Here is a 19556-nt window from a genome sequence, read left to right as displayed (position 1 = left end):
CCGAAAGTCGCGAAACCGCCGACCGGGTCGTGGGTGGTAAGGCGGGTTAGAACCCGCCTTACCACCCACGACAGCGGCGGCAGACTTCGGACGCTACTTCTTCAGGCCGTGTTCGATGGCTTCGATGATCCGCGGCCGCAGCTCGGCCGTCGAGATGATCGCGTCCACCGAGCCGACTTCCACCGCGCGCTGGATGCTGTGCACCTTGTCGAACTCCGCGGCGATCTCGCTGACCTTCTCCGCGCGGACCGACGACTGGACCTCGGCCAGCTGGGTGCTCAGCGCCGCCCGGGAAGGAGCGTCGGCCGCGGCGACCCGGGCCTGCAGCTCGGTCACCCGCGGGTCGTTCGCCGTGCGCTTGGCCACCTCGCCGGCGAACACCACCGCCGCCGCCGGGGCGCCGCCCAGCACCGAGGCGAACGAGCCTTCCAGGGCCAGCACCGTCATGTTCGGGTTCAGCGCCTTGGAGAACACCACGAACGCGCCGCCGTGGTAGCGCGAGATCACGGTGAACACGATCGGGCCCTCGAAGTTGACGATCGCCCGGCCGATCTCCGCGCCGTACTCCAGCTGCAGCTTGCGCAGCGACTCCGGCGAGCCGTCGAAGCCCGACAGGTTCGCCAGCACCACCAGCGGCCGGTTGCCCGACGCCGCGTTGATCGCCCGCGCCGTCTTCTTCGACGACCGCGGGAACAGCGTGCCCGCCGTGTAGGTGTCCGGGCCGTCGGTGGGCGGGAAGCCGCGGCGGGGGACCGACCGCGACTCGATGCCGACCAGGCAGACCGGGCGGCCGCCGATGTGCACGTCCTGCACCGCCGCGGTGTCCGCGTCGGCCATGCCCGCCCAGCGCTCCAGCACCGGGTGGTCCTGGTCGGACAGCGCGCGCATCACCGTGCGGATGTCGAACGGCTTCTTGCGGTCCGGGTTGTGCTCGGCCGAGAAGATCTGGCCGACCGTCGTGAAGTCGCTGCCGGCGATCGCGTGCGGGAACGGCGAGACGTCCCGGTCGACCGGGTCGCTCGTGCCCACCTTGCGCGGCCCGGCCTCGCCCGGCACCACGTACGTGTGGTCGTAGTGCGCCATCAGCACCTGGCGCGCGGCCGGCAGGTTCGGCGCCCAGTACTGCGCCTGGCCGTTCGGGCCCATGACGCGGTCGTAGCCGCCGATGCCGAAGTTGTCCTCGGCCGACACGCCACCCGAGAAGTCCAGCGCCTGCTTGCCGGTGAGGACCATCGCCGAGTCCGGCGTCATCACCAGGATGCCCTTGGTGTGCATGAGCATCGTGGCTTCGGCGTTCCAGTACGGCTGGGCGCCGACGTTGATCCCGTTGACCACGATGTTGATCTCGCCGCCGTCCTGGGTGAACGTGACGATCCGCTTGAGCGCCGCGGCGACCCAGTCCATGTTCTCGGTGCCCGAGGTCATCGAGATCCGCGCGCCCGAGGACAGCGCGAACCACTCCAGCGGGACCTGCATGCGCTCGGCCAGGTCGAGCGCCGCGATGACGCGCGAGCACTCCGGCTCCGACAGCGCACCCAGCGACTTCGTCGGGTCGCCGAGCAGCACGACGCGGGTGACGCCCTCGGGGTGCCGCTCGGTCGGGGTGGTGACGACACCCGCGATGATCGCCGCGGTGTTCTTGCCCTTCGGCCGGTCCACCGGCACCAGGACACCCGAGTCGTCGAGATCGTGCTCGACGAACGTGCCCTCCGGGCCGGCCAGCAGGCCGGTGAGCTCGTACGGGTAGACCGTCCCGCGCCGCGCCGCCCGAAGCACCTTCAGGCGGTAGTCGTCGTGGGGCTTCACCGGCTCGGTCGACGGCGGCTCGACGTGCAGCCGCGCGCCCTGGCCGGGGTCGAGGGTGATCCGGACGGCGAGCTCGGTCAGCTTGCCCGCGTCCGTGCGCCGCCGGGCCAGGAACTGGACCTCCTCCAGCCCGGCGCCGACCGAGGTCGGCAGGATGCGCTGGACGAGCTGGTTCAGCTCCTCGGTGGTCAGGTCGGTCGGCGGCCAGACATACATCATGATCCGGTTCGTGTCGAACCGCTTGTTCTGCGGCCGCTGCGCCTGGATGTTGCGGATCGCGTCGAGGCAGGCGGTGACCGCGTCCTCGAGCGCGGGCAGCGCGACCAGGCGGCCGTCGGCTTCGCGCAGCGGGGTCAGGTCGCGGACCTGGCCCATCGCGATCAGCCGCTCGTCGGCCGGGTTGGTCTTTGCCACGGCCTTGAAGAGGTAGATTTCCTCGTCCGCCGACGGCAGCCGGGTGAGGTCGAACTCGCGCAGCCGCTGCAGCTGCAGGCGCTGCGCGATCTGCGGGTGCAGGCCGCGGATCAGCCGGTCCTCGGTGAAGCCGGCACCGCTGCGCTCGAAGGTGAAGTGGTGGTGCATCACCGCGCCGCCAATGCCGGCCACGGTGACCACGACCCGGCGCACGCCGGCGGGCAGCGGGCTTTCGGCCAGCAGCGTGCCGAGCCGCTCCGCGGTCGCGTCGACGTCCGGCTGGTCTTCCCAGCGCAGGTACAGGTCGGCGACGACGCCGTCGGTGGCCACCTCGCCGAGCGTGCGCAGCGCCTCGGGTAGCTCGGCGATGTCGACGGCGGTGGTGACCAGCGGCAGCACGCCTTCGGGGGCGTTCAGCTCGGCGGTCAGCCAGCGGTGGCCGCCGGCTTCGCGCACGGCCACCCCGGACAGGCGGCGGTTGCCGTAGTAGCGGCGGGTCAGCACCTCCAGCAGCGGCGCGTGGTCGCGGCCCGGCCGCCCGATCCGCTGCCCGATCAGCCGGACCAGGGGCTGCGAGCCGGTGATCATGGCCTGGATGCGCTCGGCGCGGTCCGGCGCGTCCGGGTGCTGGTCGAGGTAGGTCAGCTCGGTGCGGACCGCGGCGTAGCCGCGGGCGCGGTTGCGGCGCAGCAGCGGCTGGGCGAACCAGCGGAAGACCACGCCGCGGGCCAGGTCGGACACCGCGGGGAAACGCACCTGCGTGGCCTCGACCAGGTGCTCCAGGGTGAGCCCGGCGCGCTGGCTGAGCGCCTCGGCGGGCGGCGCCCCGGTCAGCCACTGCCGCAGCAGTTCCGAGACGATCGCGATGTCGGCCGCCATCCGCTGCTGGGCCAGGAAGATCCGGAAGACCGCGGCCTCCAGCTCCGGCGTGCGCTCGAGGTCTTCGACGCCGTAGTGCGCGAGGACGCGCTTCAGCTTCGCCTGGAACCCTTCGCTGACGCCCGCGCGTTCGACGTCGAGGCTCTGCAGGTAGCTGTGGAAGAACTCGCGCGGGCTGTGCACCGCGCCGTTCGGCACGGTGTCCTCGCCGCCGGGGGTGTTGCGGCTGAGCTCGGACAGGTCGGCGAAGACGGTGAGCAGCCCGAGCTCGCCCTCGACCGGCCGGTTGCCCAGCTCGGAGCGGGCCTCCAGGTAGGTGGCGACGAGCCGCTTGCGCTCGGCGGGGTCGACGTCGAAGCCGAGCAGCAGGCTGCGGAGGTCCTGCAGGCCGCGTTCGACGCGCTCGGCCGCGGACACGCCGTCCGGCACCGAGGGCAGTTCGATCTCGACGGTCTCGGTCTCGTCGGCCGCTTCGTCGGCGGCGTCGTCCGCAAGGGGTTCCAGGCGCATCAGCGGGGCGCCAGTCTCGACCTGGCTGCCGACGGACACTGGGCATTCGCGAACGCGGGCGCGGAACGGCGCGCGCAGCACCGTCTCCATCTTCATGCTCTCCAGCACGAGGATCGGCGCGTTCGCCTCGACCTCGTCGCCGACGGCCAGCGGGGTCGCGACGACCAGCGCGGGCGCGGGGGAGCGGACGACGCCGCCTTCGTCGCGGCTGATGCGGTGGGTGACGCCGTCGACCTCGACCAGGTGGATCGGGCCGTGGGTGGCCGAGACCAGCCGGAAGCGCCGTCCGTTGACCAGGATCCGGCCGCTGTGGGCATCGAACCGGTCGATCTCGATGTCGGCGTGGTGGACGTCCGACGCGCCGGCGGAGATGCCGACGCGGAAGCGGCTCCGGCCGGCCCTGGCGACGGAGACGCGGTAGCCGACGCCGCGGAGCTTGAGGTCGAGCGGGCGGCCGCTCTCGTGCTGCACCTGCGGGCGGCCGCCGTGCGCGGTGGACAGCAGCCGCTGGACGGAGACCTCTTCTTCGTCCTGGTAGGCCTCGATGGCGGCCGCGGCGAGCGCGATCGCGGAGTGCCGGTGGGTGACCAGCCGGCCCTCGGCGCGGACGCGGTCGATCCAGCCGGTGTCGGCGCTGGCGTCGATCACCTCGGGCTGGTCGAGCAGTTCGAGCACGAAGCTCTTGTTGGTCGCGCCGCCCTCGATGATCACGGTGGTCTCGGCCATCGCGCGGCGCAGGCGGCCCAGCGCCTCGTCGCGGTCGCGGCCGTAGGCGATGATCTTGGCGATCATCGAGTCGAAGTCGGCCGGGATCGTGTCGCCCTCGCTGACGCCGGTGTCGACGCGGATGCCGGGGCCCGCGGGCAGCGCCAGCCGCGCGATGCGGCCGGGGGAGGGGGCGAAGTCGCGGTCGGGGTCTTCGGCGTTGAGCCGCGCCTCGACGGCGTGGCCGAGCTCGGCGGGCTGGGTGCCTTCGAGCTTGCCGCCGCCCGCGACGTGCAGCTGCAGCCTGACCAGGTCGGTGCCGGTGGTGATCTCGGTGATCGGGTGCTCGACCTGCAGGCGGGTGTTGACTTCGAGGAAGGCGAACAGCTTCTCGCCGGGGTGGTAGAGGAACTCGACGGTGCACGCGCCGCGGTAGCCGACCGCGACCGCGAGCCGCTCGGCCGACGCCTTCAGTTCGGCGGTCTGGGCCGGCGCGAGGACCGGCGACGCCGACTCTTCGATGATCTTCTGGTTGCGCCGCTGCACCGAGCAGTCGCGGACGCCGAGCGCCCACGCCGTCGCGCCGTCGGAGATCACCTGGACCTCGACGTGCCGGGCCCCGGTGACCAGACGTTCCAGGAACACGACGCCGGAGCCGAACGCGCGCAGGGCTTCGGAGCTGGTGCGCTCGTAGGCGTCGGCGAGGTCCTCGCCGGAGGCGACCATGCGGATGCCGCGCCCGCCGCCGCCCGCGGTGGCCTTGAGCATCAGCGGGTAGCCGATCTGCTCGCCGGCCTTCAGCGCGTCTTCGAGGGTGGCGACCTCGCCGCGGCTCCAGGGTGCGACCGGCACCCCGACCTCTTCGGCGATCAGCTTCGCGCCGATCTTGTCGCCGAGCTTGCGCATCGCGTCCGCGCTCGGGCCGACGAAGGTGATGCCGATCTTCTCGCACAGCTCGGCGAAGGCCGGGTCCTCGGCCACGAAGCCCCAGCCGACCCAGGCGGCGTCGGCCTTCGTCTCGACCAGCGCCTGCTCCAGCTTGGCCAGGTCGAGGTAGGGGCGGGCGGAGGCGGGGCCCAGGTCGTAGGCCAGGTCGGCCTCGCGGACGAACGTGGCGGTGCGATCGGCGTCGGTGTAGAGGGCGACCGTCTCGATCCGCGTGCCGGTTTCCGCCGACAGATCCCGGACGGCGTGGATGAGCCGCATCGCGGCCTCTCCGCGGTTGACGATGGCGACACGACTGAACACCGGATGAGCCTCCCAAGTACGCACGCGCAGAAGGCGACGCACCTGTCCTGGAACGTCGCCCGCACCTGTCTACACCCTGGTGGATGACGACGGGTCGGACCAATGTCCGCGATGGCGCATGCCGGGGCGGCTGAGTTGTGGGAACCCCACAAAAAGCGACCCGCGCCACACCGTCCGGACGGGCTTTCACGCGAGGTTCGCGACAAAGCACGCGACGAATGAGCGAACGGCGGGTGGCGCGGAGGCGATCAGGATGCGAGCAAAATGCCAGAATCCAGGACCTGGACCAGCTCGCGGCGCTCGGCGTCCGACAGCGGGACGGCGGCGACGTCGCTGCGGCCGCCGGGCCCGGGCGCGGTGGTGACCACCAGTACGGAACGCCCGTCCATCTCGCGCAACGTGACGCGGCCACCGCACGCGAGGTCGACGGTGACGCCGGGGCGGTCGCGATGCCTGCCCAGCCAGCGGCTGACGAAGTCGAAGGTCATCGCGGTCTCCCCTCGGTACGGCGCGCTCCCCCTGGAGCACAGGTGCCCCTGACTGATGCCCCGGATACCCCGGGTTTACACCCGTTCGAGCGAAACGGCGGGCCGGCACCCCCCGACGTGGTGCCGGCCCGGCCGCGATCTCCGCTGGTCAGCGCAGAGGTGCCTCCAGCACGTACCGCTTCGCGAGACCTGCGCCGCAATCGACTTCGACGGTCCGCCGGACGACCGGCGCGCCGTCGTCGCCGCGCAGCGCGTAGCCGACCGCCGTCGAGTCCGGGATCGTGCGGACCTCGGCGGGCACCCGCCCGCCGGCGGACAGGCGGCGCAGCAGCCGCTGCAGCGGCCCGTCGAGCGCTTCCTCCACAGTGGACGGCTCCCGGGCGGCTTCCCCGGCCGACGGCGGCGCGGCGGGCGCGCTTTCGCCGAGCCGCTCGACCTCGCGGGTGGCGTCGACGATCGTCGTCACCGTGCCGCCGCCGTCGATGCCGACCCGCACCTCGCCGAGGCCGGGCGTGACGACCGGGTGACCGTCGACCAGCTGCGTGAACACCACGTGGGTCTCGCGCACCCGCGGGTCGGCGACGTCGTCGGCCGTGCCGCCCGCGTGGTACTGGTGGCGTACCTTGTCGGCGACCAGGTCGACGCGGTCGGCCAGGCCGAACGTCTCGACGGCGTCCTGGGCGATGCGGACGGCTTCGTCCGCGCTCGGCGCGTCCCGGCCGGTGCCGTCGGCGTCGGCGAAGGTGATCTCGCGGACGCCGCGGTGGTCGACGCTCAGCCGCGGCCCGCCCTGGCCGTCGCCCAGCACGACGCCGTGCGGGCCCATCGCGTCGTCGGGCACCCCGCCGCCGAGCCGGACGCCGTAGTGGCCGGCCAGCTCGGCCAGCCGCGCGGACGACAGCCGCAGCGGCGCGAACCGGGCGGCCTGCGCGCGCTCCGGCAGCTCCGGCCGCGGGGCCCGGATGCTCTTGGCGGCGTCGTACCAGGTCCACCACCACCAGTTCTTCGACGCGGCGGCGCTGGAGAAGGTCCCTTCGTTCCACAGCCGGTCCTGGGCCTCGGCCTGCGTCGCCCCGCACGCGACGGCCGAGGGCGCCTGGTGGTGGTCGATGTCCCAGGACGCGTCCAGCCACGCCTTGCCGAACTTGTGCCCGTTGGCGTTCCACTTGCTGAAGAAGTAGGCGCCGTAGTGCGGGCTGTCGACGCTGGTCGTCTCGAAGCCGAAGATCATCCGCAGGCCCAGGTTGGCCGCGTCCCACGTGCGGATCGGGCTGTTGCCGTCCCCGATGCGCAGCGAGAGGCAGGTCGAGAAGAACAGGTAGCGCGCGACCTCGTTGCCCAGCCGCATGTCGGCCGAGCTGGCCCAGGCCGAGCCGCCCCAGGTGCCGCCCATCGGCATCCGGAAGACGCCGTTCCCGTCCATGGTCCCGTGTCCCGAGTGGTACTCGGCGACGCAGGCGTCGAAGCCGTAGGTGCCCTGCCAGTCGTCGTACTGTTCGCCGTAGATCCACGACAGCACGCCGCCGTCGGTGTACCAGAAGTTCGGGGTGCTGAACTGCTTGACGTAATTGTAGAAACCACCGGCGTCTTCGTGGGTGAAGGAAAGGTCGTTCATGCCGGGAGGGAAGTCCTCGATGGAGCAGACGCCGTACCGGTTCGCACCCCGGTCGGCGGCGGCGCCGGTGCCGGAGGCGAACGGATCGGCCGAGGTCAGCGCCCGGGCGCCGGCGGGTGCGCCCGGTGGCGCGGTGACCATGCCGTTCTTGAGCAGTGCCATGATTCCTCCCCGTCGGTGGCAGAATGCAGCGATCGGACGGTAGCCGTCACCGCGGTGAAAACGTTCGGATACATCTTTTTGCCACACCTTCAGCGCAATTTTTTCAGCGCTGCACCGATTCCGTGGCCCGTTTTTGCGCCTGCCCGTGAACCGGTCAGCGGCCACCGGCCACAGTGGACAGCTCGCCGGGAGGCGCGCGCGCCGGGCCGGGCGGGCCACGATGGCGGGATGAAACTGGGGCAGCTCGCCGCGACGGCACGCGACTTGTTCTCCGCCCGGCTCGTCTACGGCGATCCGGTCGAGCGCGACGGGACGGTCGTGATCCCGGCCGCGGCGGTTCGGCGGCGGTGGTGGCGGTGACGGCGACCCGGGGGAGCTCCCCGTTCGCGAAGGGGCCGGCTTCGGGGTGGCCGCCCGGCCCGTCGGCGCCTTCGTCATCCGCGGCGAACACGTCCGCTGGGTTCCCGCTCTCGACGTCACGCGGCTCGGGCTGGCCGCCGGCGTCACCGTGGTCGCGCTCGCCAGGATCCTGGCGAAACGCCGCTGATGCCGCCGAAAATTCACCGCCGGTTCGTGGCCGCGTTCGCCCGGCGCGTCTAGCGTCCGATGCGGAGGTGCGCATGAACGACTTCAGCCGCCGGACGCTGCTGCGGGCCGGGGGGATCGCGGCGGCCGCGGGGATGCTGCCCGGCGTCGCGTTCGCCGATCAGCCGGGTGGCACCAGCCGGACGCAGACCGTCACGGGCACGCTGGAACCGGACGTGCCGGACTGGTACTACCTGCCCGTCGACGTCCCGCGGGGGGTGCGGCAGATCGACGTCGCCTACTCCTACGACAAGCCGCCGGTGCCCGCCGGAACGCGGGGGAACGCCTGCGACATCGGGATGTTCGGCCCGGAAGGCCACGAGCTGGGCAACGCGCGCGGCTTCCGCGGCTGGTCCGGTGGCTTCCGTGATCGCTTCTCGATCAGCGCGTCCGAGGCCACGCCCGGCTACCTCGCCGGCCCGATCGAGCCCGGCCGGTGGCACGTCGTCCTCGGCCCGTACACCGTCGCGCCGCAGGGTTTGAACTACCGGGTGGACATCACGCTCACCTTCGGTCCCGAAGGCGCCCCCTTCGTACCGAGCCCGGCGCCGGAGACCGCGCCCGTCCGCGAGCGCGGCCGCGCCTGGTACCGCGGTGACAGCCACCTGCACACCGTCCACTCCGACGGCCGCCGCACGCCGGAGCAGCTCGTCGCCGATGCCCGCGCCGCCGGCCTGGACTTCATCGTCTCCACCGACCACAACACGTCCAGCTCGCAGCTGATCTGGGGCCACCACGCCGCCGACGACCTGCTGATCCTCAACGGCGAAGAGGTGACGACCCGGTCCGGGCACTGGCCGGCGATCGGCCTGCCCGCCGGCACCTGGATCGACTGGCGCTACCGCGCGGGCGACCCGCGGGACTTCCGGCGCTTCACCGACCAGGTGCACCGCGCCGGCGGCCTGGTCACCGCGGCGCACCCGTTCGCCACCTGCTTCGGGTGCACCTACGAATTCGCCCACGAGCTCGCCGACCTGGTCGAAGTCTGGAACGGCCCGTGGACCCAGGACGACGAGGCGAGCGTCGTCCACTGGGACGGGCTGCTGCGCGGCGGCCGGTTCGTCCCGGCGATCGGCGATTCCGACGCGCACAACCCGGACCAGCGCGTGGGCCTGCCGCACACGGTCGTGCTCGCCGACCGGCTGCGCCGCCGGGAGCTGCTGGCCGGGCTGAAGGCGGGCCGCTCGTGGCTGGCGGAGTCGGCGTCGGTCCAGCTGGACTTCACGGTTTCCGGCGGCGGCGCGAGCGCCGGCATCGGCGAACGGCTGGCCGCGGGCACCGGGACCCCGGTGACGGTCAAGGCGGTCGTCGCCGGGGTGCCGGGGACGACGGTGACGTTCCTCGACCAGCTCGGCCCGGAACGCACCGAGCCGATCGGCGACTCCGGCGCGGCGACGGTCACCTGGACGACCTATCCCCGCTACAGCCGGTGGGTGCGCGTCGAGGTCCGTCGCCCGTCCGGTGGCCCGAACACGACGGTGCCGAACGCCATGGTCGCCCTGTCCAACCCGATCTTCCTCGGCCCCGCCCACTGAACCCGCACCCGGGTCACCGCGTCCTCCTTTGGCAGACTGGTGCGAACGGGTGACGGGGAGGCAGGGTGCGCGGTTGTGGCCTGAAGGTGGCCATGGTCCTGGGGGCGGTCGTCGTGCTGGTCGCGGCGGTCGTCGTGGTGGTGGCGTACACGCGCGGCTCGGTCAAGACGCCGGGGTGCACGGTGGCGCTGCCAGGGGACGGCGCGACCGCCTACACGTTCACCCCGGAGCAGATGAACAACGCCGCGACGATCTCGGCCGTCGGCACCAAGATGGGGCTGCCCGCGCACGCGGCGACGGTCGCGCTGGCGACGGCGTTGCAGGAGTCGAAGCTGCGCAACCTCGAGGGTGGTGACCGCGACTCGGTCGGGCTGTTCCAGCAGCGGCCCAGCCAGGGCTGGGGCACGATCGCGCAGCTGCGCGACCCGGTCTACGCGGCGACGGAGTTCTACGAGAAGCTCGAGAAGCTGCCGAACTGGGAGACACTGCCGATCACGGTGGCCGCGCAGGCGGTGCAGCGGTCGGGCGTCCCGGACGCGTACGCGCAGTGGGAGCCGCAGGGCCGCGCCATGGCGGCGGCGTTCAACGGCCAGTTCCCGGCCGCGCTGACCTGCCGCAACCTGACCCTGGCGGCCCCCGCGGACGTCGCCGGAGCGGCGACGGCGGAGCTGGGCACGGCCGGCTTGAGCGGCCCCCACCCGGCGGCCCAGGGCTGGACGTACGCGACTTGGCTCGTCGGCCGCGCGGAGGCGCTGGGCGTGGACAAGGTGAGCTTCGCCGGCCGGACGTGGACGGCGGAATCGGGCGCCTGGGCGGACGACGCGGCCGCGGGCCAGGACCTTTCACTGCACCAGACCGCGGCGGCCCAGGTCAGCGAGTAGCTCCCGACCCGCTCGGGGTCAGCGGGTGGCGGCGGCCCAGCGGACCGCCGGGCCCATCGCCCAGCCCGCCGCCAGGAACACCGCGCCCAGCAGGAGCCACCCCGCGAAGCCCCAGCCGATCACCACCGTGCTCAGCAGCACCGGGCCGATCGCCCGCGCGACCGAGATCCCGCTCCCGAAGAACCCCTGGTACTCGCCCTGCCGGCCCGCCGGGGCCAGCGCGAAGCCGATCTCCCACGAGCCCGCCGACTGCAGCATTTCCCCGAGCACCTGCACCAGCGCCCCGGCGACGAGCACCGCGAACGCGACCGGCGGCGACGTCCCCAGCGCCGACAGCGCGAACGCCACGCAGGACGCCAGCAGCACCACCCCCGACCGGCGCACCATCCGCGCCGCCGAGTCCAGTGAGCTCAGCCGTCCCGCCACGCGGACCTGCAGGACCACCACCACGACCGTGTTCAGCACGAACAACGCCGACACCGTCCAGCCCGGCGCCGTGGTGCGTTCGACGATCCACAGCGGGATCGCGACGCTCAGCAGCGGCATGCGCAGCAGCAGGATCGCGTTGAGCAGCGTCACCAGCGCGTACGGCCGGTCGCGCAGCACGGCCGACTTCGGCGCTCCCCGGTTCGCGGAAGTCCGCGGAACCGCCGGGAGCGTGTGCAGCAGCGCCGCCGTCAGCACGAACGCCGCCGCGTCGAGGACGAAGACCGTCAGGTACGCCGAAGCCGTGTCGGCCGAGAGCGCGAGCCCGCCCAGTCCGGCGCCGACGGCCAGCCCCGCGTTGCCCGCGGACTGCAGGTGCGCCCGGACGCGCGTCCGCCGCTCCGGATCGGCGAGCGCGGCCAGCAGGGCCTGGCGGACGGCGGCCAGCCCGGTCTGGCAGCTGCCGTAGACGCACGCGGCCAGGATGAACGCCACCGGCGAGCCGACGACGAGGAACGCGAGGATCGACGTGGCCGTCGCCAGGGCCAGCAGCACGGCCGAGCCGCGGGCGCCGTGGCGGTCGGCCAGGTGGCCGAGCGGAACGCCCGCGACCGAGCCGACCGCCCAGCCGAGCGTGAGGCCGAGCCCGACCTGCGCCGGCGTGAGGACGGCGATCCGCGTGAAGAACAGCACCGAGCAGGTCAGGAACGCGCCGTCGCCGAGCGAGGCGGCCAGCTGGGCGGCGGCGAGCAGCCGGCCCGCCGGCCGGGTCTTCGGACGTTCGAGAAGCACTGTCATGGGAGAAACGGTAGGACGGAACTTGGCCCGATCCCAGATCCAATTCCAGTCAAGGAGATCGGGCCAATGTAGCCTCGCCGGATGGACTTCCACGTCAGCCTGGCCGGCCGCGGCGACATCAGCGTCCGCATCTACCGCCAGCTGCGCGACGCGGTGCTGGACGGCAGGCTGCGCGCGGGGGAGCGGCTGCCGCCGACGCGGGAACTGGCCCGGCGCCTGGCCGTCTCGCGCAACACCGTCGCGGTCGCCTACGACCGCCTGACCGCCGACGGCTTCCTCATCGGCCGCGTCGGCGCCGGGACCTACGTCAGCGCGGAACTCCCGGCGCCGAAACCGCGCACGGCCCCGTCGGCGCGGGGGCCGCGGCCGAAGGCGGTGTGGCGATCGCTCCCGGCCCCGGCCCCCGCGACACCCGCCCCGGTGTTCGACTTCCGCGTCGGCATCCCCGACGCCACGCTGTTCCCCCTGGACACCTGGCGGCGCCTGCTGGCCCGGGAACTCCGTGACACCGCCGGATTGGCGCACTACGCCGAGCCCGGCGGCCACCCCGGGCTGCGCGCGGCGATCGCCCGGCACGTCGGTCTCTCCCGCTCGGTGCGCGCGGGCGCCGACGACGTGCTCGTCACCCAGGGCGCGCAGCAGGCCCTGGATCTGCTGTGCCGGGTGCTGCTCGAACCCGGCGACCGCGTCGCCGTCGAGGAGCCGGGCTACCGGATGGCCGGGCTGCTGTTCGCCTCGCACGGCGCCGAAGTCGTCGGCGTGCCGGTGGACGGCGAAGGTCTCGACGTCGCCGCGCTGCCGCCGCGCACGAAACTGGTGTACGTCACGCCGTCGCACCAGTTCCCGCTCGGCACGCCGATGTCCCTCGCCCGGCGCACGGCGCTGCTGGCGTGGGCGGAGCGGGCCGGCGCGGTCGTCGTCGAGGACGACTACGACAGCGAATTCCGGTTCTCCGACCGGCCCCTGGAACCCCTGCAGAGCCTGGATCGCGACGGCCGGGTCGCGTACGTCGGGTCGTTCTCGAAGACGCTGCTTCCCATGCTGCGCCTGGGTTTCCTGATCGCCCCGGCATCACTGCGGGACGCGTTGCACCACGCCCGCCTGCTGTCGGGCTGGCACGGCGACCTGCCCGCGCAGGCCGCGTTGGCGGGGTTGATCGACGAAGGCCTGTTCGCCCGTCACCTCCGCCGCGCGACGAAGGTGTACGCGGACCGCCACGAGCGCATCACGACGACGTTGGAGCGGGTTTTCGCCGGCCGCCTCACCCCGGTGCCGTCGGCGGCGGGCCTGCACCTGTGCGCCATGGCCGACGACGAGACGGACCTGGAGCCGATCGCCGCCCGGGCGGCCGCGGCCGGGGCGGCGATCCAGACGCTTTCGGACCTGTGCGGCGGTTTCCCGCGCCAGGGCGTGGTCCTCGGCTACGGTTCGATCCCCTTGATGAGCATCGACGCCGGACTCGCGGTACTCGACGAGGCCTGGGGCTCGGCGTAGTGGTCCGTCCGCCGCCGCAGGGTGATCAGGATCCCGCCCGCGCAGGTGAGTGCCGCCGTGGTCAGGATCATCAGCCAGCCGCGGCGGAAATCGGAAAGATCCGGCGTTCCCGCGAACACCGCGACCAGCACCGCCGTGCCCAGGACCGTGCCGACCTGCCGGGCCGTGTTCACCATCGACGAGCCCGCGCCCCAGCGGGACGGCGGCAGCACCGTGCCCACCACGCCCGACAGGCTCGGCAGGATGAGCCCGACGCCGAGGCCGGTCAGCAGCTGGCCGGGCAGCATCGCCGCCGCGTAGTCCGGCGTCGATCCCATGCGCAGCAGCCAGGACAGCGCCCCGGCCCCGAACGCGACGCCGCCGAGGGCGACCGCCGGGCCCGGGCCGAAGTGGTGCACGAACCGGCCGCCGAGGATCGAGACTCCGACCACCACCAGCGGGCCCGGCGCCAGTGACAGCCCGGCCACCAGGATCGAGTCGTGCCAGATCGAGGTCAGGAACAGCACGTTGCCGAACAGCATCGCCGCGAACCCGGCCGCGAACACCCCGGTCGTCAGGCAGGCCAGCCACAGCGTCGGGACGCGCAGTGCCGGGAGGTCCAGCACCGGCACCGGGTGCCGCGCCGAGCGCCACGGAACCCAGGCCAGCGCGACGGCGGCCACCGCGAACGCCAGCAGGACCGGCTGCGCACCCCAGCCCCGGTCGGACGCCTCGACCAGCGCGTACGCCAGCGCGCCGACACCCACCAGCAGCCCGGCGGCACCCAGGACGTCCGGGACGCCGGTCGAGGTGTCCCGCGACTCGCGCAGCAATCGCGGCCCGGCCAGCAGCGTCACCGCGCAGATCGGCAGGTTCACCAGGAACACCCAGCGCCAGGAGGCTTCGACGAGCAGGCCGCCGACCGGCGGGCCGAGTGCCGCGGCCGCCGCGCCCACCGACGCCCAGACCCCGACGGCCAGGGGCCGCCGGTGCGGCGGAAACGCTGTCAGCAGCAGCGCCAGCGACGTCGGCATGACGAGCGCGGCGCCGATCGCCTGCACCGCGCGGAAGGCGATCAGCACGCCGATCGAGGGCGCCGCCGCGCACGCCGCCGAGGCGAGGGTGAACACCGCGACACCGACGAGGAACAGCCGGCGCCGGCCGTAGCGGTCGGCCAGCCGTCCGGCCGGGGCCAGGCAGGCCGCGAACAGCACCGTGTAGCCGTTGAGCACCCACGAAAGCGTCGCGAGGCCGTCGCCGGGGAACGCGGCCCGGATGCCGGGAAAGGCGATCGTGACGATGAACGTGTCCAGGCTCGCGAGGAACGCGGCGGTCGACACGACGAGCAGCACGAGGCCGGGCTTCGGCGGGGCATGGGTCATGGTCCTCCTAGGTTCGATAAAACAACCTAGCTGGACAAGGTGAGTTTCAACAAGAGACTCAGGCGGCCGTGCGCTCCGCGGCCCGGGCCTTCAGCGCCGCGAGGGTGTGCTTGATCGACTCGACGTTGTAGCCGGGGCGGTCGGCGCGGCCGGTGACGCGCGGCCCCATGAACTTCCGCACCACCCAGCTGCCGATCCGGTACCAGTTCTCGGTGACGACGCAGCCCTCCGCCGCCGGCGCCAGCACGTACTCCCACCGCGACACCCGCGAGCCGAGCGGCGTGCGCACGTCGAAGGCGAATCGGCGGTCCGGTTCGAAGGCGACCACCCGCACCCGCGTCCACCACTGCAGCTCGCCGTTGCGGTTGCGGCCGCGGAACCGCGCGCCGAGGGCCGGTCCGTCGCCGTCCAGCCAGCGGCCGCCGACGTTCTCCGGGCTCAGCTCGCCCATCCGCGGCAGGTCGGTGACCCACGACCACACCGTGCCCGGGTCGGCGGACACGGTCACACTGCGCGAAATCGTCGGTTCCACGCCCCGACGGTGACAGCGCCCGGCGTGGCCGGGCAAGGCACCGGCGCGTAGTCCGCAGCCGAGAAGAGCCGGTCCGGGAAATCCGGGCCGCCGGACCGGGTTGCGAACCCACCGTTGTGGGTACTACGCGCGCGGAGGAGTCCCACGACACGGAGGGTGCGGTGGTCAGCGTGATCCCGATCGAAGTGGTGGGCATGGCCGTTCCGGTGCCCGGTGAGGCGCCCCTGATGCTGCTGCGCGAGCCCGAAGGGGCCCGGCGCTGGCTGGCGATCATGATCGGGTACGGCGAGGCCGAGGCCCTGGTGCGCGCGCGGGAACAGGTCGAGCAGCCGCGCCCGGGCACCATCGAGCTGCTCGGCGACGTGCTCGCCGCGTTCGGGCAGGGGCTCGCCGCGGTCGAGCTGACCGAGGTGCGGGACGGGATCTTCTACGCCGACCTCGTGCTCGCCTCGGGGACCCGCGTCTCGGCCCGCCCGAGCGACGCGGTCGCGCTCGGCCTGCGCCAGGGCGCGCCCATCCGGGTCGCCGAGGAGGTGCTGGACGTCGCGTCCGTGCAGCTCGAGGTCGAGCAGGAGACCGAAGGCCCGGCCGCCGACGTGCTCGACGCCGAGGCCGAGGTCGCCCGGTTCCGCGCCGAGCTCGACGACCTGCGGCCGGAGGACTTCGGCGACCTGGAGTAGAAAAGGTTCTCCCGCCGGCGATGAATCCCGGCGGCGGCGCCGGTACACCCACCGGGAGCCGGCCGGACGGGAGAACGATGCAGGACTTCGCGACGCGCACCGAACCGCACCGGCGTGAGCTGCTGGCGCACTGCTACCGCATGCTCGGCTCGGTCCACGAGGCCGAGGACCTGGTGCAGGAGACGCTGGTCCGCGCGTGGAAGGCGTGGGCGGGCTACGACCCCGCCCGCGCCTCGGTGCGCACCTGGCTCTACCGGATCGCCACCAACGCCTGCCTCACCGCGCTGGAAGGGCGGGCGCGGCGGCCGCTGCCGTCCGGGCTCGGCGGCCCGAGCGACGACCCGGGTGCGCCGCTGACGCCGTCGTTCGAAATCCCCTGGCTGCAGCCGTTCCCGGACGCCCGCCTCGACGACCCGGGCCTGCGCCTGGCCCGCCGCGGCACCCTCCGGCTGGCGCTGCTGGCGGCGATGCAGACCCTCCCGCCGAAGCAGCGCGCGGTGCTGATCCTGCGGGACGTCCTGGAGTTCAGCGCGGCGGAGGTGGCCGGCTTCCTCGACACGACCCCGGCCGCGGTCAACAGCGCCCTGCAGCGCGCCCGCGCGGGACTCGGCGGCCTGTCGGCGGACGAGGTGCCCGAACCGGACGACTCCGCGGTGGAAGCGGTGCTGGACCGGTACGTGCGCGCGTTCGAACGCGCCGACGTCACCGGGCTGGTCGAGCTGCTCACCGGCGACGTCGTGATGGAGATGCCGCCGGTGCCGCTGTGGTTCCGCGGCCGCGACGACTACGGCCGGTTCCTGGAGCGCCTGTTCGGCATGCGCGGCCCGGAGTGGCGCATGACGCGCACGGCCGCCAACGGACTGCCCGCGCTCGTGGCCTACTGCCGCGACGACGCCGGCGTGTTCCGGCTGCACACGCTGCAGGTGTTCACCGTGCGGGGCGGGCGGGTCGCGCACAACGTCGTGTTCGCCGATCCGGGCGTCCTGGCGCTGTTCGACCTGCCGGCGACTCAGCCGGCGGCGCGGGCTTCCGACGGACGGCCGTAGGCGCCGCCGTCGTTGCTGCGCTGCAGCAGGCCTTCGTCGACGAGGTAGCGGCGCAGCGTCGCGTGGTCGTCGTGGACCATCGAGAGCTTCTCGCGGACGTCCTGCTCGGTGTAGAGCCGGCCGGGTTCGAAGCGCTCGGCGAGGTGGGCCAGCAGCAGCTGCCGCCGCCGGCCCGAGTGCGGGATCGAGACGAGCCGCCCGTGGCGGAAGAGCGCGTCGAGCGGATCGACCGGGGCCTTCGCGAGCGCGGCGCGGAACACCGACGGCACGGCCCGGTAGCGGCCACCGGCCTCGGTGACGAGTCCCGCGTCGACCAGCCGCTTGGCGAGCTTGGCCGGCGCGCCGGCCGCCTCGAGCCCGTCGGGGGCGGTGCAGATGCGGGCGAAGAGCTGCAGCCGGTCCTCGTCCGCGAGAGCGGAGACCAGCGCTTCCGGTACGGCCATGGTCTGCGACCGTACCCGCGGCTAGCCCCGGGGGTGAACCCGGTTCCGGCGGGCCGGTAGGTTGCCGGCGTGCCTCGTCCGACCACGCCGGCGACCGTGCCCGAGGCCGTGCTGCGCACGTCGATCGTCGAGCGCCTGTTCGCCCGCGACGGCGACGAGCGGCCGCTGTTCACCTACCAGGACCACGTCCGCGGCGTGGAGCACACGCTGACGTGGGCGGAGTTCGCCGCCCGCGTCCGGGTGGTGGCGGGGGAACTGCGCCGGGCGGCCGCGCCGGGGGAGCGCGTCGCGATCCTCGCGGGCCAGGAACTGGCCTACCCGCTCGCGTTCTTCGGCGCGCTGGCCGCCGGGCTGATCGCCGTCCCGCTGATGGTGCCGGCGAACCCCGCGCAGGCGGACCGCCTCGCCGGTGTCCTGGCCGACGCGAGCGCGCGGGTGTGGCTGACGTCGTCGGCCGAGGTGGCGCGGCTGCCCGCGCACGAGCCCGTCGTGGTCGTCGACGAGCTCACCGGGCCCGGCGCCGATCCGGTGCCGGTGACCCCGGACAGCCCCGCCTACCTGCAGTACACGTCGGGTTCGACGCGCGAGCCTGCCGGTGCGGTGATCCCGCACCGCGCGATCGTCGCCGCCTGCTGGCAGGGCAGCCTCGCCTACGGTGTCGACGAGGGCACCACCTGCGCCGGCTGGATCCCGTTCTTCCACGACATGGGCCTGATCCAGCTGCTGTGCCTGCCGGTCTTCTCCGGCGGCCGGTCGGTGTTCATGGCCCCGGCCGAGTTCGTGCACCGGCCGGCGCGGTGGCTGCGGCAACTGGCGGAGTACCCCGCGGTGTTCACCGCCGCGCCGAACTTCGCCTACGACCTCGCCGCCGACAGCGACACCGGCGAAGACCTCGACCTGAGCGGAGTCCGGGTCGCGCTGAACGGCAGCGAACCGGTCCGGCCGCGCACGATCGAGCGGTTCCAGGAGGTGTTCGGGCCCCGCGGGTTCCGGCGGGAGGCGCAGCGGCCGTCGTACGGGCTCGCCGAAGCCACCGTGTACGTCGCGAGCGCCGGCGACGAAGGGCCGCGCGGCGCGGTGTTCGACCGCGAAGCCCTCGCGCAGGGCCGGGCCGTCGAAACCGACGGCGGCCAGGAACTCGTGTCGGTCGGGCGTCCCGTCGGCCAGCTCGTCCGGATCGTCCGGGACGGCCGGGAGCAGCCCGAAGGCCTGGTCGGCGAGATCTGGGTGCACGGGGAGAACGTCGCGGACGGGTACTGGGGCCGCGGTGACGCAGGAGCGTTCGGCGCGGAGCTCGACGGCCTCGGCGGCTGGCTGCGCACCGGCGACCTCGGCGTCGTGCACCGCGGCGACCTTTACGTCACCGGACGGCTCAAGGACCTCATCGTCATCGACGGCCGCAACTTCCACCCGCAGGACATCGAAGCGGCGGCGGGGGAGGCCCACCCGGCGATCCGCCGCGACCGGGTCGCCGCGTTCGGCGTGGCCGACGACGACGGCGAGGGCGCGGTCGTGGTGGCCGAGCGGGTCCGCGGCGCCGAAGCCGACGACCGGGAGGTGACCCGGGCGGTGCTGCGCGCGGTGTCGCGCGAACACGGCCTCACCCTGCGCGCGGTACGTCTGGTCCCTTCCGGTGGACTTCCGCGCACATCGAGCGGCAAGGTCGCCCGGTCGGCCGCGAAAGCACGTTATGGTGGCGACCGTGGGTGATCACCGCGCCGAGGTCACGAAGGTCGTCTGTGACACCTTCCGGCTCGACCCGGCTCTCGTCGAGCCCGACGCGCCCCTGGAGGAGCTGGGCATCGACTCGAAGGGGCGGATCAAGCTGCTGGCGGCGCTGGAGATCCATTACGGCGTGACGATCGACCTGGACCGGCTCGACCGGTTCACCGACGTGGGGTCCGTGGCCGAAGTGCTCGCGGACGCACTGAGAGGCAAGGGGCGCTGA

The 19556-nt window shown here is 73.3% G+C and carries 16 protein-coding genes; 9 read left to right on the top strand and 7 right to left on the bottom strand.

The features are described 5' to 3' along the window. Positions 1-93: 93 nt before the first annotated feature. The 3 genes from IE317_RS03750 to IE317_RS03740 all read right to left on the bottom strand — a co-directional run bounded on the left by IE317_RS03750 (position 94) and on the right by IE317_RS03740 (position 7827). Positions 94-5562: an ATP-binding protein gene (locus IE317_RS03750; protein WP_191306611.1), complete on the bottom strand. Its 5469-nt coding sequence runs from the start codon at positions 5560-5562 to the stop codon at positions 94-96. 248 nt (positions 5563-5810) lie between these two features. Continuing rightward, complete coding sequence (locus tag IE317_RS03745; RefSeq protein WP_191306610.1) at positions 5811-6050, bottom strand: hypothetical protein; 240 nt, start codon at positions 6048-6050, stop codon at positions 5811-5813. Between the two features lie 148 nt (positions 6051-6198). Further along, entirely contained in the window at positions 6199-7827 is a 1629-nt protein-coding gene (locus IE317_RS03740; RefSeq protein ID WP_191306609.1) for a DUF6345 domain-containing protein, read from the bottom strand. Between the two features lie 228 nt (positions 7828-8055). Here IE317_RS03740 and IE317_RS45040 point away from each other — a divergent pair, with 228 nt between their 5' ends. From IE317_RS45040 to IE317_RS03725, 4 genes are all read left to right on the top strand, one after another. Next, positions 8056-8187, top strand: coding sequence for a hypothetical protein (locus IE317_RS45040; protein WP_268246847.1), 132 nt, complete (start codon positions 8056-8058; stop codon positions 8185-8187). A gap of 46 nt (positions 8188-8233) precedes the next feature. Next, positions 8234-8374, top strand: a complete 141-nt coding sequence (locus tag IE317_RS44280) for a hypothetical protein (RefSeq protein WP_229902449.1) — start codon at positions 8234-8236, stop codon at positions 8372-8374. A gap of 67 nt (positions 8375-8441) precedes the next feature. After that, positions 8442-9947, top strand: a complete 1506-nt coding sequence (locus IE317_RS03730) for a CehA/McbA family metallohydrolase (protein ID WP_191306608.1) — start codon at positions 8442-8444, stop codon at positions 9945-9947. A gap of 65 nt (positions 9948-10012) precedes the next feature. Then, complete coding sequence (locus tag IE317_RS03725; RefSeq protein WP_415306257.1) at positions 10013-10828, top strand: hypothetical protein; 816 nt, start codon at positions 10013-10015, stop codon at positions 10826-10828. An 18-nt stretch (positions 10829-10846) separates the two neighbouring features. Here the strand turns inward: IE317_RS03725 and IE317_RS03720 are convergent, their stop codons facing one another. Then, positions 10847-12052 carry an MFS transporter gene (locus tag IE317_RS03720; protein WP_191306607.1) on the bottom strand — a complete coding sequence of 402 codons (1206 nt, stop codon included), beginning with the start codon at positions 12050-12052 and terminating at the stop codon, positions 10847-10849. 81 nt (positions 12053-12133) lie between these two features. On the opposite strand from IE317_RS03720, the gene pdxR reads away from it, so the two are divergent. Continuing rightward, positions 12134-13546: a MocR-like pyridoxine biosynthesis transcription factor PdxR gene (gene pdxR, locus IE317_RS03715; RefSeq protein ID WP_191306606.1), complete on the top strand. Its 1413-nt coding sequence runs from the start codon at positions 12134-12136 to the stop codon at positions 13544-13546. Here the strand turns inward: pdxR and IE317_RS03710 are convergent. Both IE317_RS03710 and IE317_RS03705 read right to left on the bottom strand, forming a co-directional pair. After that, positions 13474-14907, bottom strand: coding sequence for an MFS transporter (locus IE317_RS03710; protein ID WP_191306605.1), 1434 nt, complete (start codon positions 14905-14907; stop codon positions 13474-13476). The genes pdxR and IE317_RS03710 overlap by 73 nt on opposite strands. A gap of 58 nt (positions 14908-14965) precedes the next feature. Then, complete coding sequence (locus tag IE317_RS03705) at positions 14966-15439, bottom strand: SRPBCC family protein (RefSeq protein ID WP_191306604.1); 474 nt, start codon at positions 15437-15439, stop codon at positions 14966-14968. Between the two features lie 161 nt (positions 15440-15600). Here IE317_RS03705 and IE317_RS03700 point away from each other — a divergent pair, with 161 nt between their 5' ends. Then, the gene (locus IE317_RS03700; protein WP_191306603.1) at positions 15601-16119 is read left to right on the top strand and encodes a bifunctional nuclease family protein; all 519 of its coding nucleotides are present in this window, start codon (positions 15601-15603) and stop codon (positions 16117-16119) included. A gap of 77 nt (positions 16120-16196) precedes the next feature. Further along, positions 16197-17165, top strand: a complete 969-nt coding sequence (locus IE317_RS03695; RefSeq protein WP_229902447.1) for a sigma-70 family RNA polymerase sigma factor — start codon at positions 16197-16199, stop codon at positions 17163-17165. Here IE317_RS03695 and IE317_RS03690 read toward each other — a convergent pair. Beyond that, positions 17129-17608, bottom strand: coding sequence for a DUF2087 domain-containing protein (locus tag IE317_RS03690; RefSeq protein WP_191306601.1), 480 nt, complete (start codon positions 17606-17608; stop codon positions 17129-17131). The genes IE317_RS03695 and IE317_RS03690 overlap by 37 nt on opposite strands. 69 nt (positions 17609-17677) lie before the next feature. Between IE317_RS03690 and IE317_RS03685 the strand changes: the two genes are divergently transcribed. Both IE317_RS03685 and IE317_RS03680 read left to right on the top strand, forming a co-directional pair. Next, the gene (locus tag IE317_RS03685) at positions 17678-19318 is read left to right on the top strand and encodes a fatty acyl-AMP ligase (protein ID WP_191306600.1); all 1641 of its coding nucleotides are present in this window, start codon (positions 17678-17680) and stop codon (positions 19316-19318) included. Continuing rightward, entirely contained in the window at positions 19311-19556 is a 246-nt protein-coding gene (locus IE317_RS03680; protein ID WP_229902446.1) for an acyl carrier protein, read from the top strand. Before IE317_RS03685 ends, IE317_RS03680 begins: the two co-directional genes overlap by 8 nt.

The organism is Amycolatopsis bullii (assembly GCF_014654205.1).
Taxonomy (GTDB): Bacteria; Actinomycetota; Actinomycetes; order Mycobacteriales; family Pseudonocardiaceae; genus Amycolatopsis; species Amycolatopsis plumensis.
Note: the sequence above shows the minus strand (reverse complement) of the source record. Positions and strands in the feature narration are given on the sequence as shown.

What these genes read in the sequence shown, in the direction of transcription:
- IE317_RS03690 (WP_191306601.1), bottom strand. Translation starts at nt 17,608, where the DNA reads ATGGCCGTACCGGAAGCGCTGGTCTCCGCTCTCGCGGACGAGGACCGG.
- pdxR (WP_191306606.1), top strand. Translation starts at nt 12,134, where the DNA reads ATGGACTTCCACGTCAGCCTGGCCGGCCGCGGCGACATCAGCGTCCGC.
- IE317_RS03720 (WP_191306607.1), bottom strand. Translation starts at nt 12,052, where the DNA reads ATGACAGTGCTTCTCGAACGTCCGAAGACCCGGCCGGCGGGCCGGCTG.
- IE317_RS03695 (WP_229902447.1), top strand. Translation starts at nt 16,197, where the DNA reads ATGCAGGACTTCGCGACGCGCACCGAACCGCACCGGCGTGAGCTGCTG.
- IE317_RS03745 (WP_191306610.1), bottom strand. Translation starts at nt 6,050, where the DNA reads ATGACCTTCGACTTCGTCAGCCGCTGGCTGGGCAGGCATCGCGACCGC.
- IE317_RS45040 (WP_268246847.1), top strand. Translation starts at nt 8,056, where the DNA reads ATGAAACTGGGGCAGCTCGCCGCGACGGCACGCGACTTGTTCTCCGCC.
- IE317_RS03740 (WP_191306609.1), bottom strand. Translation starts at nt 7,827, where the DNA reads ATGGCACTGCTCAAGAACGGCATGGTCACCGCGCCACCGGGCGCACCC.
- IE317_RS03710 (WP_191306605.1), bottom strand. Translation starts at nt 14,907, where the DNA reads ATGACCCATGCCCCGCCGAAGCCCGGCCTCGTGCTGCTCGTCGTGTCG.